The following is an 18,240-nucleotide window of genomic DNA, read 5'->3' as shown; positions in this document are numbered from 1 at the left end:
ACAAACAAAAAGCCGCGGCGACCGGATGGCCCCGCGGCTTTTTCTGTGAAGGCCCTAAAAGCCTTAAGCGATCGTCGTCAGATTGACCGTCGCACCCGTGTCGTTAGCGACATAGATCGACACGCTCGGCGAGCTTAGATCATCGACATACTTGCTGAAGGTGTAGCCACCCTCACCAATCTGATCGATACCCGTATCCTCAAAGTTGTCATCAAGGTTCAGGGTGCCGTTGGAGCTATGCAGGACAACCTCGAGTGAGTTCGAGCCATCCGTCATATCGATGACATCCTGAATATTAATGGTCGCACTACCGGAGCCGCTGCTACCCGCTTCACCCAGCTCAATCCGTTCGATCTGGTCAAATAGGGTAGAGGCCACGTTCTCTGAAGAGCCACTGAAGTTGTAATCCAGCCCATCATTCTTCAGCACGACGGTGTCAAAGTTGTTGCCACCGGAGACACCATCAGGTCCGGTGCCGACCTGGCCAGGTGAGGTTAGGTCTAGCGTGATCGTATCCTCACCATCCCCGGCGATAATACCGCCATAGAAGAAGCTCGGATTAATGGTGATCTGATCATCACCGGCACCGCCATAAATGACGTCACCTTCGTCACCCGTGATCTGATCATCACCGGAACCACCATAGAGAAGGTCAGATCGGATACCGCTGGTATGGGTCACACCGTCAAGGACGTCATTACCATCGCCACCATAGAGGGTATCTTGGCCACCGCCGCCGACGAGAATGTCATTGCCAGTACTTCCACTCTCCCCATCTGAGAAGAGGAAGCCACCTGTGATCACATCATCATCGTCGCCGCCATAGAGAGCGTCATCACCGAAGCCACCGGCCACACTATCATTCTCGGTGCCACCATAGAGGAGGTCATCATAGCCGAAGCCGCCGGTGACAGAATCATCACCGAAGATCTCGTCATCGCCGCCACCGCCATAAATGGTGTCCTGCTGAGCGCTGCCAACAAACGTGTCATTGGAAGCACCGCCTGTCAGGCTGTCCGAATTAGCGCTGCCTAACCCGCTAGTCATAAGTGTGGTTGAGAAAGTTAGCGTCGTGTCGGTCGATGTGGAGACGGTGAAACCATAGATCTCATCACCCGTGCCGGTGACAATCTGGAATTGAACATCACCAACCCCATCCCCATCAGTATCAACGTTAACAACTGCGCCATCTGATGTTGCGGTGATTGAGATATCCTCAACATTATAAACGCCAGGCAGAATGACCTCATCCTCCGCAAGACCGAAGCCCGCGATAGTGTCACCGGCAAAGTTACTGACCAGAATGTCGGTAACATCGTCGGCGAAACCGTCATCATCGAGGTCGATCAGGTCAGCGCCGGCACCGCCGAAGATAGTATCTTCCGCAAAGCCGCCATAGATGGTGTCAGCCTCTCGGCCACCATAGAGGGTGTCCTGGCCGTCACCGCCATAGAGCAAATCTTGACCCTGGTTACCGTAGAGTAGGTCATCACCGACACTGCCATCGATATGGTCATCCCCGGCCTCACCAAAGGCAGTGTCCGCACCGGTTCCAGAGCCGGTGCTATCATCACCAAGAATCAGATCATCACCATCACCGCCATAGAGCAGATCATCACCATTGGCACCGGCAACACTGCTGAAGCCGAAATACTCACCATAGATCGAGTCATCGCCGTCGCCGCCATAAATGGTGTCGTCACCTGCTGTCGTCCCCACGCCATACACCCGGTCATCGCCCGGACCAGCATCGACGAAGTTGCTGAGGCCTCCAATTTCAATGGTGTCATCACCGAAGAAGCCGAGGATAGTGTCGCCACCAGAAATGGAGGTCAGCCCCATCTCTTCAATATCGTCACCATCATTACTGCCCGCTGTAACCGCTGTGAGGCCATCTGTTGGAGTGTTGTCAACATCGATAAGAGAGGCGCCAGCTATCGTTGCTTGACTAGCTACCAGTGCGATTGTTGGCCCAAGACCAGCCGAAACCAGGTCACCGGCAATCTGAACATCAATGAAGTTGTTAGATGTATTGCCGGTCAGTCGGAAGGTGCTGAAGCCCGTCGAGCTATCAAATGTCGGGGTTCCAACAATTAATGATGTGTCCAGGCCACCGGCAAAGATAACCAGTGCATCACCGGTACCAAAGTCACCTAAGCGGATAACACCACCGCCCGGCAGCAGCTCAACCACGGCGGTATCGCCGCCGTCACCGCCATAGAAGGTGTCGTTATCGCCGCCATAGAGGATGTCGCCACCGGCGCCACCATAGAACAGGTCGGCCTCAGTCTCTGTTAGCGTGCTGAAGTTACCACCATAGAGGATATCGCTGCTGCTGCTGCCATAGAGAATGTCAGCACCGGCATCACCATTCAGGGTGATACTGCCGCCGGCATCGCGGCCATCGACGATGTCGCCACCGCCGCCGCCATTGATGACCGTATCATCAATCAGCAGGTATTCATCGGCGCTGGTACCCGAGGTGCTCTCGATCAACTCCATCGCGGTGAACACCAGTGCTTCACCATTAACGGTGTCAAAGCCGAGATCGACCGAGGTGATACCACCGAAGGTAACATCACCGACAATCGCTACACCCTCGAGATCAATGGTCAGTTCAACCGAGCCATCAGCCTCAAGATCAATATCAATGGTTGTGACGTCGAAGGAGCCGACACTGATCGATGTCTCGATCAGGCCGACAGTCTCAGTATTAAAGGTCGGATCTAAGAACAGCGTGTCGACACTATTGTCAAAATCATCGATGAAGACTGTATGACTTGACCCAACAATGGCAGACAGAACGAACACGTCGCTACCGCTGCCACCGGTTAGCCTTGCATTGCCATCGCCATCATAAAGGATGTCATTTCCAGAGCCGCCATCGATGGTCTCATCGCCCAGGCCACCAACCAGAATGTCATTCCCAGAGCCACCCGACAGATTGTCGGCACCTGAAGCACCCAAGACGATGTCGTTGTTATTACCACCGTCCAGAGTATCGTCACCGGCGTTGCCATAGATCGTATCGGAACCATTGCCAGCAATGATGCTGTCATCACCCGGGCCGCCACCAACGAGATCATCGTCAGCACCACCATCAAGGGTGTCGTTACCCTGACCGCCTAGCAGCGTATCTGAACCCAACGTGCCGGTGACACTGTCATTCCCAGTACCGCCACTAAGCTGATCATTGCCCGAGCTACCAGTGATGGTGTCGTCACCTTCATTACCATCAATGGTGTCGTTATCGGCGTCACCGATCAGGTTGTCATTGCCAGCAAGGCCCAGAATGATGTCGTTGCCAGCAAGACCAAAGATGGTGTTGCCACCAGAGTCACCCTCCAACGTGTCATCACCAGACGTCGCACCGCCATTGGTATCATCCTCAAGCGTGATGACGCTGAGCGCTTCATTGATTACCGGATCCAGTTCGGCGGGCAGACCGTCCACCGTAAGGGTAAAGTCAGGGCCGCCGGAGCCATCCAAATCAATGCCCAGCGTGTGAAGACCACCAGAGAAGCTGACAACCGAAATCAGACCAGAGACGCTTGGATCCGCGCCCTCGACAATGATTACGTCGCCATCGTCAAGGCTGAAGTCGCTAATGAAATCGCCGGAGAGCTCGCTAGCGGTACCGATAAAGGTATCGCGGCCATCACCGCCAACTAGGAAATCACCACCATCACCGCCAGCAATCAGGTCGTTACCTGCGCCGCCGCGAATTGTGTCAGTGCCAGAACCACCGAACACATCGAGTTTGCCGGTAAAGCTGGTGCCAGTGAATCTGTCGTTGCCGGATCCCATATCCGCAAGGATCTCACCAGAGCCAAAGGCATTTACGGTATCATTGCCGTCCCCGCCAACGATAAGCGCGCCACTGCCGGTGGAGATGAAGAAGGAGTCCTGCCCCTCGCCACCAATCAGGGTGTCGAAACCACCATTGCTGTGGGTGATAAAGTCATCGCCCGCATCACCTTGGACGATGTCATTGCCGTTCCCACCATTCAGGTCGTCGTTGCCATCGCCACCGAAAATGGTGTCACCCTCATTGCCACCATTGACGAAATCATTGCCGGCACCACCGATCAGAATATCGGAACCGTCATCGCCACTGATGGTGTCGTTATCGCTGCCGCCATCAATAAGGTCGGGACCGCCATAACCCTGAATGCTGTCATCACCCTGCTGACCGAAGAGGGAGTCGGCACCGGTGCCGCTCATGCTCTCATCACCGATGATGTTGTCGTTACCGGCACCACCGTAGAGTTGGTCATTGCCTTCAAGGCCGTAGATGCTGTCATCACCGGGTGAACCGGTCAGGTTGTCATCGGTCGGGCTGCCAGAGCTGTCGCCATAGATCAGCAGACCAGAGTCAACAACGGCAATCTCCGACGTCAGGCCAATATCGGTTGAGCCACCATAGCCGTAAACATCGGCAACTGCGCCGCTGCTACCAAGACCAAGCAGGCGGATGGTTGCGTCGGTTGATCCGTTGCCATCCTCATCGATTTGCAGCAGCAGATCACTGCCGCTGACGGAGACCGAGACATCACTGTCAGTTAGGTCAACGCCATCGACGATGATGGTTTCACTGAACAGGCTGAAGTCGGCAATAACATCGCCATCAAGCTCAGACACAGTGCCAACAAAGCGATCTGAACTGAAGTCAGAGCCACCGTAGAGCGTATCGCTACCCGCCTGGCCATAAAGGTAATCGCTGCTACCCTCACCATAGATAACATCATCCTGATCGCCACCATAGATGACGTCAAAACTGCTGCCACCGTAAAGGACATCAGCACCGCCCAAACCGTCGATGTTATCGATGCCGCCCAGGGCAAGAATGGTGTCATTGCCAGACGTACCAGTAAGGACATCGGCACCATCTGTACCAACAATCGCGCCATCCGGACCAATGCCGAACAGCAGGCCACCCATGGTGTCCTGGGCATCGAAGACGCCCGGGGTAAAGTCGAGGTTATTAACGGTAAAGCTAATGCCACCGAAGGAGACAGTTACGTCGCTACCGCTATTGCCCAGGGTTGGCAGTGAGCCGGTGCTGGCGCCAGCAATGAAGATGCGGTCGGAACCGATGCTGAAATCACTGATGATGTCGCCACTATCGGTACCAGAGAAGAAGAAGGTGTCGTTGCCATTCCCGCCGAACAGGGAATCAACACCATCGCCGCCACCAATCGAGTCAGCCTGGTTACCACCGAAGATGGTGTCGTTATCCGCACCACCATCAATGGTGTTGGTGCCGCTGGACGCCTGAAGGTTATCGTTGCCGGCGCCACCGCTCAGGCTGTCATTACCAGAGCTGCTGGAGATGCGGTCATTACCAGTTCCACCGATGAAGGTCTCATTGCCGGAGCTACCGAAGATGCTGTCATCACCGGCACCGCCATCAATGGAATCATCACCTGAATTGTTGGTAATGCGATCATTACCGTCACCGCCGGACACCGTATCATTGCCCGCGCCAGAGAAAACCGTATCCTCTCCAAATCCAGCAACAAGACTATCGGCACCACCCTGGGCATCGATGCTGTCATTGCCGTTGCCGCCCTGGATCGTCTCAGCGTCATTACCACCGTAAATGCTGTCATTACCGCCGGCGCCATCCAATTGGTCAGCACCGCCATTGCCGATTATCCGATCGCCACCGCTGGTGCCGGTAAAGTTGTCGACACCGCTGGTACCGATCAGAACTGATGGGGAACTCAGGTCGATGAAAGCGCCAGAACCAGCAGCTGTTACGGAGATACCGCCAGTATCCAAGGCCAGCCCTGGGGTTGTGCCACTGATATCGAGGGTCAGCGAGAAGTTATCCACGCCAGGACCATCACCGCCAGGATCGACATCAATCGTGAATAAGTCAGAGCCCGCAGGGGTAACGGTGACCAGAGAGCCACCGTAACCACCCTCAATAAAGATCTTGTCGTCTTCGAACAGGTCGAAATCGGTGATGTTGGTTGTTGCACCCGTTGCTGAGCCGACGATGAATACGTCAGCGCCATCGCCACCGGTTAGCTGGTTAACACCGGCACCGCCATCGAGGCTATCGGCACCGTCACCGCCCTCGAGCGTATCGTCATTGGCACCACCATAGACCTGGTCATTACCGAACCCGCCATACAGGCGGTCATCGCCCGCATCGCCATAGATCTGGTCATTCTCGAAGCCGCCATCGATGGAATCACCGCCATCACCACCATAGATGATGTCGTTATTGCCATTGCCGTCGATGGTATCGAAATCAGCGCCACCATAGATCAGATCAGCGCCGCTGCTGCCAGAGATGCTGTCATCACCATTATCGCCAAAAATTGTTGTATTACCGAAGCTTACAACAACCGTATCTTGGCCATCACCACCGTAGATGATGTTGTTAAAGCCAGCGGAGACGATGTCATCATCATTGGCACCGCCATAGGCGACAATGCCGCCATCATTGAGCTCAATGTAATCCAGGCCATCACCACCATAGAGAATATCGCCGGAATCACTGCCATAGATCGTATCGTCACCCGGGCCACCATAGACCAGGTCCACCCCATCACCGTCATCGATGACGTCATTCCCGCCATTGCCATACAGAATGTCGTCGCCATCGCCGCCCTCGATTAGGTCATTGCCGCCCGCACCATCAAGGGTGTCGTTGTTGTCGAAACCTAAGAACACCTCATCGGCAGCTGAACCGGTGAACGTATTCGGCGTGACATCGCCCAGGAACAGATTGGGTCCACCCAGACTAACCTGTGCCGCGGTTGGGGTAATGGTGGCAACCGCTGTACCAGCAACTGCATTACCCGTCAGGGTGAAGGTCGATGAGCCTTGTGTGTTGGTAAGGGTGACAGAGAGATCACCGCTAGAATTCAGGAAACCGATTGAGTCGACACTCTGGTCGAAATCAGTCACCAACAGCTGATCGGTTGAGAAGCTGAAATCCGCGATCGTATCGCCGTTAAAATCGCCAACAAACCCGGCAAAAACATCAGCGCCACTACCACCGGTCAGGTTATCTGAACCGCCACCGCCATAGAGGGTGTCATCACCACCGCCGGCATCGATGTTATCAGTTGAGCCGAGGCCAAAAATCTCGTCATCACTGCCGGTGGTATCGAAGTCTGAGCTGCTGTCGCCGCTGTTCGTTCCGGCGAGAATGCCAAGTGGCTCAACAGATGGAACCGGGAGGATCGCCTCACCATCTGGGCCGACAATGCCGACAGAGTCAGTGCCACCGCCACCACCGCCTAGATCAACAACGGCCGTGTCCTCACCAATGGTATCCTGACCGCTAGTGTCCTCACCGAGCGTGTCTTCACCTTGGGTATCCTCACCCTGGGTATCTTGGCCTAGGGTGTCATTGCCGTCGGTGCCGTCGCCCGTGCCATCGTCGCCGGTGCCATCCAGCAGGATCTCAAGAAACTCGTCATCATCATTGCCATCATCGTCACCGGCGCCAGCCCCTGCCACGGTGTCGTTGCTGCTGCCACCACCGGTGCCACCGGCCGTTGTATCTTCAGTCGTACCGCCGCTGGTGGTGTCGTCATCCCCATCACCGTCGGTCTCGTTACTCTCACCATTATCTTGGAACTGACGGTTGGTTGTGCCGTCACCGGTTTCCGTTAAGGTGCCGTCATCCTCTTCCTCGCCCTCATCATCAGGCGCGTTGCCTTGGTCTTCCTGGAAGGCTTGCAGCGGCTCGAGGAAGGAGTCCCAATCGGCATCCTGCAACTGATCTTGCAGGCTGCTAATGATCTCTGGCCCAATCTCATTCAGCAGCGCGCCAATCTGAATGGGCGACAGCTCGACCTGATTGGTTTGGCCGTTGGATGAGCTAATACCGGCATAAAGCCCGCTAATCTCAGTGATGCCACCAAACTGATCACCGAACACACCTGCACCCTGCAGGAAGGTCAGTTGGATCTGACCATCGGCGCCAACACTGGCCTCAATCGAGCCAACAACGACGGTACCGCGAATACCGAGCGTACCGGCAGGCGTCTCAATTGAGACGTTCTCTGGGGTGTCTTCCGCCACCAAACCACTGACGAAGACGAATACACCTTTCAGGGCAGAAAACTTGTGCTGACCTTCGTTAGTCGTCGGGTCGTAGACATACTCGTCCACCAACAGCGCAGCATCCGGACCGAGGGCAAAGGTCGTCTCATCTGCGAATTGGATGGTTAGGGCACCATCGGCAAAGGTCTCAACCTCATCATCGAGGAAGATTGGGCTGCCGATGCTAAGGGGACGCTCGCTGTCATCAACCTGGAGGGCAATCACCTCACCGGTCAATTCGGTGACGACGCCAATTGGCTCACCATACTGGTCGATAAGGGCCTGAATTGCCGGATCAGCGCTGTCAGTTGCCTGGGCAACCTGCTGAAGCGCGCTCAACGACTCTGTATCGGTGGAAGAGGTGACGGATGACGCCTGGCTCAGCAGTGCATCGGTATCCGTGTTGCCATCGCTGGATCCTTTGATCCCGTCGAGCACACCGTCCATGATTTTTACCCCCAAAGACAACCAGTCAATTCAAGCAATCCGCCCTAACCCCGGGTAAGTACCCGGACGGATCACCGGCCCATTTCACTTCAACGGATTAGTAAGCAAAATGCCAAACGCCGAAGTAGGCTGAGCGGTAACCCGCTCAACCAAATCTGCCTCAAATTGACCTGCCCTGCCCAGGGGAGACGCGTGAACATCCCGACCTATTGACGCAAAAGTAGCATAAAAACGCGCTGTATTGCCAATGTTACGCCGTTGGCGGCTTGTATTTGCAACAGGTCGGAAGCTCTTGCCGCCCGCAATCTATTTCACTTATGACAGAGTTACAGGTATTTACTGCCTGATTCGGTTTGCGCTGACCAATCAGTCAACCGCAAGACGAGCACGTGACCAAGCAATAACCCAATATGTAGTTGGCGGCTTGGAGTTGGTCGCGTAATAAGCGGCCAAAGACCGCGCGGAGGATTTTGATGGCGCAATCGCTGCTGGTAGTGATCGTCGAGAAGGACTTTTTTCTGGATGTTTGCGAGGCTTTGGAAGCCTCCAGCATTACCGCCTTCACCTGTCTGCACGGGACCGGCACCGGTATCTGGCAGCAAGTTGATCGCTGGGTGAACCCAGAGAAAATCGTCTTCATGAGCGTGATCAACAAGAGCCAGCAAGAAGCGGCCTATGACAGCCTGCGCAAGCGCGTTTCCCTCGATATGCCAGGGCGCGGCATCGCCTTCTCAATGCCCGTTGAAAGCGGCATTGGTGTCGGCATTCCCGCCGATGGCACTAGCGCTGCCGCGGACGCTTAAAAGCGACTGCGTAGTACCGCGCAACAAAACGTGACCCCGAAAATTGGCTGAAATCTGCCTGCTCGGCTCAGCCCCGTGGCCTCAAACGGCTAAATGCGATATTGTGCCGGTTCGTTGGGGGGGGTGCCGGTCTCGGCATTTGACTGCGAAACACCAAATAAGAACTCAAAAGACATAGATGCGGGACACTATGGGGCCACCCAAAGCTTCCGATGACGAACAGGGTCCTGGCGGGGGTGAAGACGCCCGCACAATGCGGCCTGCCACGAATGACCCGGAGGCGCGCGCCAAAGCGCAGGCCATGGCCCAACGCCGTACCGCGCAGGCCAAACGCCAACAGCGTGAGCAATCTGCCGAGGGGGAGCGACCAGCCGCCGAAGCTGAGCGACGGGGTCCGGTTCTATCGGCCCGTAACGTGGTCAACGCCGCAGTAGATGAGGCGCGCCCAGAAGGTAAGGGCGATCGCCCCAACCCAGAGCAGCGCCGTCGACAACGCCCTCCAGGCGCAGCACCGAACAAGAAGGCAGCGGCCGCCCCATCGAAGGCCAGCAGGCTTCGTGAGCTTGAGTTCGTTGATCTCTACGTACCACTGCACGCCAATGGCGTTGCCCGCTACAACCCGAAGGATGTTCGGGTTGGTGAACCTGGCAATGTGGATGTCACCAGGGAATATGAGGCTGACCTCGCCCGCCTACGCGAACAGCTGCACCTAATCAAAAAAGAAGACTTCAGCCTCGCCCATGATGAGGTTCGGTATCGTGGATCCCGCGCCCGGTTGGCCAATGGCGAGCATTGGGTTTGCCTGCGGCGGATTTCTGGCCAAGTGCCCACGCTGGAAGAGTTAAAGGTTGATGAGCTTCTGCTGCCTGTGCTGCGTGGCCTTGGCCGCCGCAACGGGCTGATCATCGTTTGTGGTGGTACGGGTCAGGGTAAATCAACCACTGCCAATGCCATCCTTGCCGATTATCTCGACCGCCTTGGCCATGTTGCCATGACGATTGAGGACCCGGTTGAATTCAACATGAGCGGTGAACGGGGCAATGGCGGCTATTGCTTCCAGGTTGAGGTGGAAGATGATGAGGCCTGGGCCCCATCATTGAAACGGGCCCTTCGGTGGCACCCGCGCTATATGCTGGTGGGCGAAATCCGCTCGGGCGCAGCCGCTGCGCAGGTGTTACGTGCCGCAACCTCTGGCCACCTGGTCATCACCACCCTGCATGCCGGGTCGGTTGAGAAGGGCATCCAGGCCATGATCCAGGTCGCGGAAACAGAGATTGGCAGCCGGGCGCAAGAGCTGGTGGCCGAGGGCATTTCTGCCGTCCTGCACCAAACCTTAACGCCCACCGGGCCAGAGATTTCATACATCTTCCCGAACCCGAGCGGCGCCGACCCGGCGCGCCAATACATTCGGGCGGGCAAGCTGCATATGCTGAACTCCTTCATGGAACAGCAGGCCATCCACCTGGCTAACGAGGCCGCCGGTAAGAATGCAGATGGCACAGCAAGACAGCGCGGCGGTTAAAGCCACGCTGTTATCAAAACTCGCTGATTATGATTAGAGCTTAAGTAGCCAGCTTAACTTGGCCGGCTGAGATTAGGCCGGTTGCGTCCCGGCTCTCAATCAAGCCAGTTTCCAGGCGATAGCGCCCACGCTCGGTCCGACGGTCACTGCCCAGGCCAGCCGCATCGGCAGCATCAATCACGTCCCCCGCCTGCACATAGGCGAATTTCAGCATACGGGCATTGTAAGTTTGGTTGGGCAGGCCGGTTGAGAAGTAGACTCCGACCCGACCATTCTCGATCGCGTGGTTCAGGGCAGCCATGGTTTGGTGGCGGCCAAGCTCGTCGAGATTGTTCTCTTCATCGCGGCCGAATGGCGTGCCGTTTTGGCGGCCTTCCCAGTAGGTTTGCACCTCACGCAGATTGACCAGTTTATTGCGGTCAACGGCACCGGTTGACCGGGTGGGCTCATGATTAACCCAACCGCCAGTCCAGCGATCCATCGTGCGTTCGAAGGTAGCTAAAGCCCCCATAAATCTTCCCCAGTATACAACGTCCCCACACAGCCACTGCCCCACGCAATAGCTGATATGTTTAGGATCGTTCGTATCTAAGAAAGTGACAAAGAATATCTATTTTAAGAAATTATATTCCAACGAGAGACAATCGCGCAGACGCTCTTGGAGTGCGCTTACAGCCTGTGTTTCTGCGAGGAAATCGCCTATCGGCATCAGGCGCCAGTACTGACCCTCATCACCAAACTCGATGGCATCGACATCATCGGCGGATAGATCGCCAATAAAGAAATAGGCTGGCAGCCGGTCCGCCCGCTCATAACGCCGTCCCAGCGTTAGCCGAGAGTACGGCAGATTAAGGCCGAACTCCTCGGCCAGCTCCCGTAAAGCGCAGTCGGTGGGCGCCTCATCCCCCTCGCGCCCGCCGCCGGGCAGGTCCCAACAATTGGGAAACGGAATATCGGGCTTATCATCCCGACGATATGTCAGGATCTGATCCTCTAGGATCAGCGCCAGCTTAGCGCCCGCAAAATCCTCACCATCCCAAACTGACAGCAAACCATCCCCCCTCGGGCGATCAGCCCTTGGTCTTAAGCAGACGGATATCAGGCCAGTTGGATGTTGTGTCATCCAAATGCCAGGCGTTCCTCGCCATGAAGACCGGCTGCTCATCATGATCATCGGCGATGGCCGAGGGTTGGGCGTCGATGAATTTCTTCAGTTGCTGATGATCATCAGCTTCAACCCACCGCGCGGTGTAGAGCGTCGTCGCCTCAAACTTCACCGGGATGTCGTACTCCGTCCGCACACGGTCGGCGAGCACGTCAAACTGCAGGGCACCAACGACGCCGACCACCCAGTCACTATCCATGCGTGGCTTAAACACCCGGGCGCCGCCCTCTTCTGCGATCTGCTGTAGCGCGCGGCCCAAATGCTTAGCCTTCATCGGATCCTCTGGTCGCACCCGCTGCAGTAGTTCGGGGGCGAAGCTTGGGATCCCGGTGAATTTGATGTCCTCACCCTCGGTTAGGGCGTCACCGATACGCAAATTGCCATGGTTCGGCAGGCCGATGATGTCGCCGGGGAAGGCTTCCTCGGCCAACTCCCGGTCCTGGGCCAGGAACAGCACAGGGTTGTGCATGTTGACCATTTTGCCGGATCGCGGGTGCTTCAGCTTCATGCCCCGTTTGAAGTGGCCAGAGCAGAGGCGCATGAAGGCAATGCGGTCCCGGTGCTTCGGGTCCATATTCGCCTGGATCTTGAAGACGAAGCCAGAGACCTTCTTTTCTTCCGGCTCGATGGCACGACCCTCGGCCGGTTGTGGGCGCGGCGGCGGTGCCATGGCCACCAAACCATCCAGCAATTCCCGAACACCAAAGGCGTTGACGGCAGAGCCAAAGTAGCAGGGGCTTAGATGCCCTTCGCGGTAGCCTTGCACCTCAAGCGGCTGCATCAGCCCGCGCGCCATCTCAACCTCTTCACGAAGTTGGGCCACCTGGTCCGGATCGACCAATTCCTCCAAACGGGGGTCGTCCAATCCCTTGACGGTCTCACGAACACCGCCGATAGCCGTGCCACCCTTCTTCTTCTCGCCACGCTCCATCAAGACCAGCTGGTCATTGATCAGGTCATAGCAGCCGCGGAACAGGGGCCCCATGCCAATGGGCCAGGAGGCAGGCGTGACGTCCAGCGCCAGCTCTTGCTCAATCTGATCGATCAACTCAAACGGATCACGGGCTTCCCGGTCCATCTTGTTGATGAAGGTCATAATCGGCACATCGCGCAGGCGACATACCTCGAACAGCTTGCGGGTCTGTGGCTCGATCCCCTTCGCGGCATCGATAACCATCACCGCGCTATCGACCGCCGTCAGGGTTCGATAGGTATCTTCGGAGAAGTCCTCGTGACCCGGGGTGTCGAGCAGGTTGAAGGTGCAACCCTCATACTCATAGGTCATGACCGATGAAGCGACCGAGATACCGCGCTCTTTTTCAACCTTCATCCAGTCAGAGCGAGCGCGTCGCTGCTCACCCCGCGCCTTAACGGCGCCGGCCAGCTGAATAGCACCGCCGAACAACAGCAGCTTCTCAGTCAGGGTCGTCTTACCGGCATCGGGGTGCGAGATGATCGCAAAAGTCCGGCGCTTGGCGATGGGGTTGTTATCGGTCGCTAGATCATTCATGGCGCGGGTTTTAGCCCGTTCCACCGCCGGATGCCAGTGCGCGTTTCCAGCATCGGTTTCGCCACTTATCCCAGCACTTTTTCAAAAAAATGCTTGTCACAAACTTGTAACATTCATAAGAAGCTGACATCTTAAATCGTCAATTGACGCGACTAATAAATTCGCGTTTTGCAATGACTTAGATGAAAAATGCGTTGCATTTTTGGTCATTATTATTGACGAAGTGATTTGAAGGTCAGCTTTTCCGTTTTCAAGCAACGACTTGGCGCCGCTGATCTCCAAAACCCAACGCCGCAACAATAACAAGGGCAAGTATGAACGGCTCTGAGACTCTAATCTGGCTTCTAGGTGGCATCGTCCTGATTCTATGGTCGATCCGCATGATCCGCACCGGCATGACCCGCGCCATGGGCAGCCGTCTGCATGATCTCGTCGGCATTGCCGCCCGCAATCCCATCACTGCCTATCTCAGTGGTGTGGTGGTGACCTGTGGCCTGCAAAGCAGCACCGCAACCTCCCTCATCGTTGCCTCCCTCGCCCGGCAGGGCGCCGTTACCACGGCGGCTGGCCTGGCGATTATGCTGGGTGCGGATGTGGGCACGACGCTGGCTGCCCAGATTTTGTCGTTCAAGGTCGATTGGCTGGCCCCGGTTTGTATTCTCGTCGGCTACATCGTCTATCGCCGGTATGAGCATGACCCCAAGCGCCACTTTGGCCGGATTGCCATTGGCCTGGGCCTTCTAATCCTCGCCCTCGGCCTGATTACCGAGGCGACCGATCCGCTGCGCAGTCACCCAATCATGGTGCAACTGCTGCAAGCCATGGCAGGTGAGCCGCTGCTGTGCCTGGTCTTTGCCGCGATTGTTACCTGGCTTGCCCATTCCAGCCTGGCGACCGTGCTGCTGGTTATGTCGATCAGTGCCGGCGGTGCCCTGCCAATGGAAGCAGCCCTGATGCTGGTCCTAGGTGCCAATCTGGGCGGCGTGATTGCCCCGATTGTTGCCAGCAGCTCTTACGAGACAGCGGGTCGCCGTGTGCCAGCAGCCAACGCCCTGGTTCGGATTATTGGCGTTGTCATCGCCCTGCCGCTGCTACCTATCGCGCTCAACTACCTGCCTCTTATCGAGGCTGACCCAGCGCGCCAGGTCGTGAACTTCCACACTGGCTTTAACCTGATCTTGTCCCTGATCGCCCTGCCCTGGTGCTTTGCCGTGGCCCGCATCCTGACCAAGATGATGCCGGATGAGCCGATTGGCGAAACCCCTGGCACACCGCTCTATCTGGATGAACGCACGCTGGATGCGCCTGTGGTCGCGATTGCCGGTGCCACGCGGGAAAGCCGACGCATGGCTGACCAACTATCCGGCATGCTGCACCAAAGCATGGCCGCCATCCGCACCAATGATGCCGCCACCGTCGACCGCATCCGGGAGGCAGATGACGCCCTCGATCAGCTCTATGGGCGTATCAAACTCTTCGTCACACAAATCTCATTTGAGGAATTGGAACCTGAAGAGAGCGAGCGGGCGATGGAGATCATCACCTTCGTCACCAATCTCGAACATGCTGGCGACATCATCGATAAGAACCTGATGGACCTCGCTGAGAAGAAGCGTAAGGCCGGGGTCGATTTCTCAGATGCTGGGATCGCCGAGATTGAAGCGCTGCACATGAATGTCTGCTCAAGCCTTGATCTGGCCATTGGTGTGTTCACCACCCGGGACCGGGATCTGGCGCATGATCTATTGGAGCGTAAGGCAGCCATGCGGCAGATGGAGCGGGAGAGCTATGATGCGCACCTTCAGCGCCTCGTCTCCGGTAACAGTGCGACGATTGAGAGCTCAAGCCTGCATGTCGACATCATCCGCGATCTGCGCCGCATCCACTCGCACCTGACGGCAATTGCCCATGCGGTACTGGACCGCGATGGCCTACCAACGCCAGGGGCGACAGAGCCTCAACGCAGTGACGTTGCGGAAGAACCAACTTTGAGCGGCAGCACCAGCCTATCAACGGCGGTGGCGTCCAAGCCTTAAGGGTTATACCGGGGTGTCGACCGCAAGGCCGGCATCCCACAAGGCTCTCTCAAGACTGATACCAATGCCGATCAGCTCCTGATCCATACCGCCCATGGCCAGCACTTGCAGGCCAATTGGCATGCCATGACCATCCAGCCCAATCGGAATGCTAAGCCCGCACATGCCAGAGATATTGGCAAAGCAGGTGTTGCGCAGCATCAGGCCATTAACCCGGTTATAGGTGTCCGCATTGGCGGGATCGAGCAGGGGCGGTATCTCGGGCGGGCTAATCGGCACGGTTGGCAGGATCAACAGATCGATGCCAGAGGTCATCATCACCTCATTCATCCGCTGCTCAAGATCCAGCACCTGATAGCGGCGGTTCAGATAGTCACTCGCCGTCATGGACCTAGTTTGCTCAATCCGCCGCCTGACGAGCGGGTCCAACCCTTCCCAGAACTCTGGCAAGTCATTGTCCAACCGCGCGGCCAGCTCAACCCCGGCAATAGGTCCGGTGCGGAATAGCTCCAGCCCCTCCTCTGCCGGGTCAAGCGGTCCGGTTTTGACACGGTCTACGACCTTGGCCAGCGCCTCCACCGCTTTGCCAAACGCGGCGGCGATATCGTCATCGGTTTCCGTCGCGTAGCTGCCGGTGACCACATGCAGACACAGATCCTGGGTGGGTAATGGCAGGCGGAAGTTGGCGGGCACCAAGCCCTCCATCACAAAGGCAACATCCTCGACCGAGCGTGCCAGAATACCAGTGCTGTCGAGGGTCGTACTCAATGGCACCACCCCGTCGGTGGACAGGAACTCCTTAGTGGATTTGTAGCCGGCAATCCCATTGACGCTGGCCGGAATGCGCACCGAACCGGCGGTGTCAGAGCCAAGGGCAAAAAGCGAAGATCCCTCAGCGACGCTAACGCCGCTGCCACTGGATGAGCCACCCGGTGCACGGTGCACATCTTTCGAGAACGGGTTGCGTGGCACGGGAATATGGGTATTTGCACCAACGCCGCCGAAGGCAAAGCACACGGTATGGGATTTCCCAACACAGACCGAGAGCTGGTCGGTTAAGTCCTGCATCACCGGCCCGGCCCGATCCCAAATCGCCGGTAGCGGTTGCGGATTACCAGCCGCAATCGGATGGCCAGCGCCCGTGCCAAACAAATCCTTCGCGGCGAATGGCATGCCTTGAAGCGGGCCCAAATCAACGCTTCCCCGGAACGCCGCACTGGCAGCCTCCGCCTGCGCGCGGGCGGCGGTGTCCAATCGGGTGACATAGGCGCCGTGACTGTTCTTGGCCTGGCAAGCTTCTAACAGTTGCACCGGGTCTTCCGTCCCAGCCCTCAAGGCACCGTGGAGATCGGCCAAAGCAGGTATCGTCATGGGAATTCCACTCAAAACAGCAGTTTATGCCGGAAAGACTTGGCAGGCGGCGTTGGTTTCGGGATAGTGGCCCGCGCTATACACGGCATGCAAGTGCCGAAGAAGAAACAACAATCATCGCAATGCAGGTTCTGGGCACCCCGGAACCGCCATGACAACTTCCAAGGGAGGATTATGATGTCATCTCGCGTATCACGCCGCACACTGGGCGGCATTATCGGCGCCGCAGCCCTCGCCGCTGCCACCGCCTTTGCCCCACTGACCGCTAAAGCCGAAGGCAGCTACCTGCTCGCCACTGCTTCCACCGGCGGCACCTACTATCCCGTGGGCGTGGCCCTCTCCACCCTGGTGAAGGTCAAGCTCGAGCCGAAGCACAAGATCGGCATGTCCGCGATCAACTCCGCCGGTTCCGGCGAGAATGTGAAGCTACTGCGTGAGAACGAAGCACAGTTTGCCATCATGCAGGGCCTCTATGGCTATTTCGCGTGGAATGGCGAAGGCCCGGTTGAGGCTGACGGCCCACAAGAAGGTCTGCGCTCCGTCTCCATGCTTTGGCAGAATGTTGAGCAGTTCATCGTTCGCTCAGAAGATGCCAAGACCGGCACCGTCGCTGACCTTGCTGGCGTGACCGGTGAGCGGATGGCCCTGGGTCGTAAGAACTCTGGCACCATCGGTTCTAATGAGGTGCTGCTGCGCAACCTGGGCATCGACATCAACAGCGACTATGAACTGGTCCATGCTGGCTATGGCCCAAGCGCTGACGCCCTACAGAACGGTCAAGTTGTTGGCATGAACACCCCTGCTGGTGTGCCAACCGGTGCCGTCACCCGCGCCTTCGCGGCCATGGGCGATGACATCACCATGCTGTCCTTCACCCCAGACCAGATGAAGCAAGCCGATGGCGGCTTTGGCCTCTGGACTGAGTATGTGATCGCGGCTGGTACCTATCCTGGTCAGGATGAGGATGTGATCACCGTCGCACAGCCAAACTTCCTCGCCGTCCGTGCGGACATGTCTGAGGAAGACGTCTACATGATCACCAAGACGATTTATGAGAACCTGCCATTCCTGAATGCGATCCACGCCGCGACTAAGGCGATGGACATCTCGAAGGCGGTTGCCGGCCTGCCAATGCCACTGCACCCCGGTGCTGTGCGCTACTACCGTGAGGTTGGCCTGGACATCCCAGCGCGCCTGATCACAAACTAATCGTCTACTTCCAAGGGCCGTGTTCGGGACATCCCGGCACGGCCCTTTTTGTATCTATAACAAGGCGATAACGCCGATTAGGGAGAGCACGGGCATGAGTGAGGCAA

9 protein-coding genes are annotated in these 18,240 nt (G+C 57.0%); 4 read left to right on the top strand and 5 right to left on the bottom strand.

The annotated features are described in order from the left end of the window. Positions 1-63 precede the first annotated feature (63 nt). A complete protein-coding gene (locus KI792_12995) occupies positions 64-8,517 on the bottom strand; it encodes a FecR domain-containing protein (GenBank protein MBV6633935.1) in 8,454 nt (2,817 codons plus the stop codon). Between the two features lie 473 nt (positions 8,518-8,990). Here KI792_12995 and KI792_12990 point away from each other — a divergent pair, with 473 nt between their 5' ends. Together KI792_12990 and tadA are read left to right on the top strand one after the other, a co-directional pair. Next, positions 8,991-9,320 carry a hypothetical protein gene (locus KI792_12990; protein ID MBV6633934.1) on the top strand — a complete coding sequence of 110 codons (330 nt, stop codon included), beginning with the start codon at positions 8,991-8,993 and terminating at the stop codon, positions 9,318-9,320. A gap of 190 nt (positions 9,321-9,510) precedes the next feature. Continuing rightward, complete coding sequence (gene tadA, locus KI792_12985) at positions 9,511-10,842, top strand: Flp pilus assembly complex ATPase component TadA (GenBank protein MBV6633933.1); 1,332 nt, start codon at positions 9,511-9,513, stop codon at positions 10,840-10,842. Between the two features lie 40 nt (positions 10,843-10,882). Here tadA and KI792_12980 read toward each other — a convergent pair whose 3' ends face one another. The 3 genes from KI792_12980 to KI792_12970 form a co-directional block, all read right to left on the bottom strand. After that, on the bottom strand, positions 10,883-11,353 hold the full coding sequence (locus KI792_12980; protein MBV6633932.1) for a hypothetical protein: 471 nt from the start codon (positions 11,351-11,353) through the stop codon (positions 10,883-10,885). 99 nt (positions 11,354-11,452) lie between these two features. After that, positions 11,453-11,965 carry an NUDIX hydrolase gene (locus tag KI792_12975; protein ID MBV6633931.1) on the bottom strand — a complete coding sequence of 171 codons (513 nt, stop codon included), beginning with the start codon at positions 11,963-11,965 and terminating at the stop codon, positions 11,453-11,455. After that, complete coding sequence (locus tag KI792_12970; GenBank protein MBV6633930.1) at positions 11,913-13,517, bottom strand: peptide chain release factor 3; 1,605 nt, start codon at positions 13,515-13,517, stop codon at positions 11,913-11,915. The genes KI792_12975 and KI792_12970 overlap by 53 nt, the downstream gene beginning before the upstream one ends. Positions 13,518-13,831: 314 nt before the next feature. Between KI792_12970 and KI792_12965 the strand changes: the two genes are divergently transcribed. After that, complete coding sequence (locus KI792_12965; GenBank protein ID MBV6633929.1) at positions 13,832-15,553, top strand: Na/Pi cotransporter family protein; 1,722 nt, start codon at positions 13,832-13,834, stop codon at positions 15,551-15,553. Between the two features lie 3 nt (positions 15,554-15,556). Here the strand turns inward: KI792_12965 and KI792_12960 are convergent, their stop codons facing one another. Further along, entirely contained in the window at positions 15,557-16,924 is a 1,368-nt protein-coding gene (locus KI792_12960; protein ID MBV6633928.1) for an amidase, read from the bottom strand. Positions 16,925-17,098: 174 nt separating this feature from the next. Here KI792_12960 and KI792_12955 point away from each other — a divergent pair, with 174 nt between their 5' ends. Next, complete coding sequence (locus tag KI792_12955; GenBank protein ID MBV6633927.1) at positions 17,099-18,133, top strand: TAXI family TRAP transporter solute-binding subunit; 1,035 nt, start codon at positions 17,099-17,101, stop codon at positions 18,131-18,133. Positions 18,134-18,240: the final 107 nt, after the last annotated feature.

The sequence above is a fragment of the Alphaproteobacteria bacterium SS10 genome (assembly GCA_019192455.1).
Classification (GTDB): domain Bacteria; phylum Pseudomonadota; class Alphaproteobacteria; order TMED2; family TMED2; genus TMED2.
This window is presented reverse-complemented; position numbering and strand designations above follow the sequence as displayed.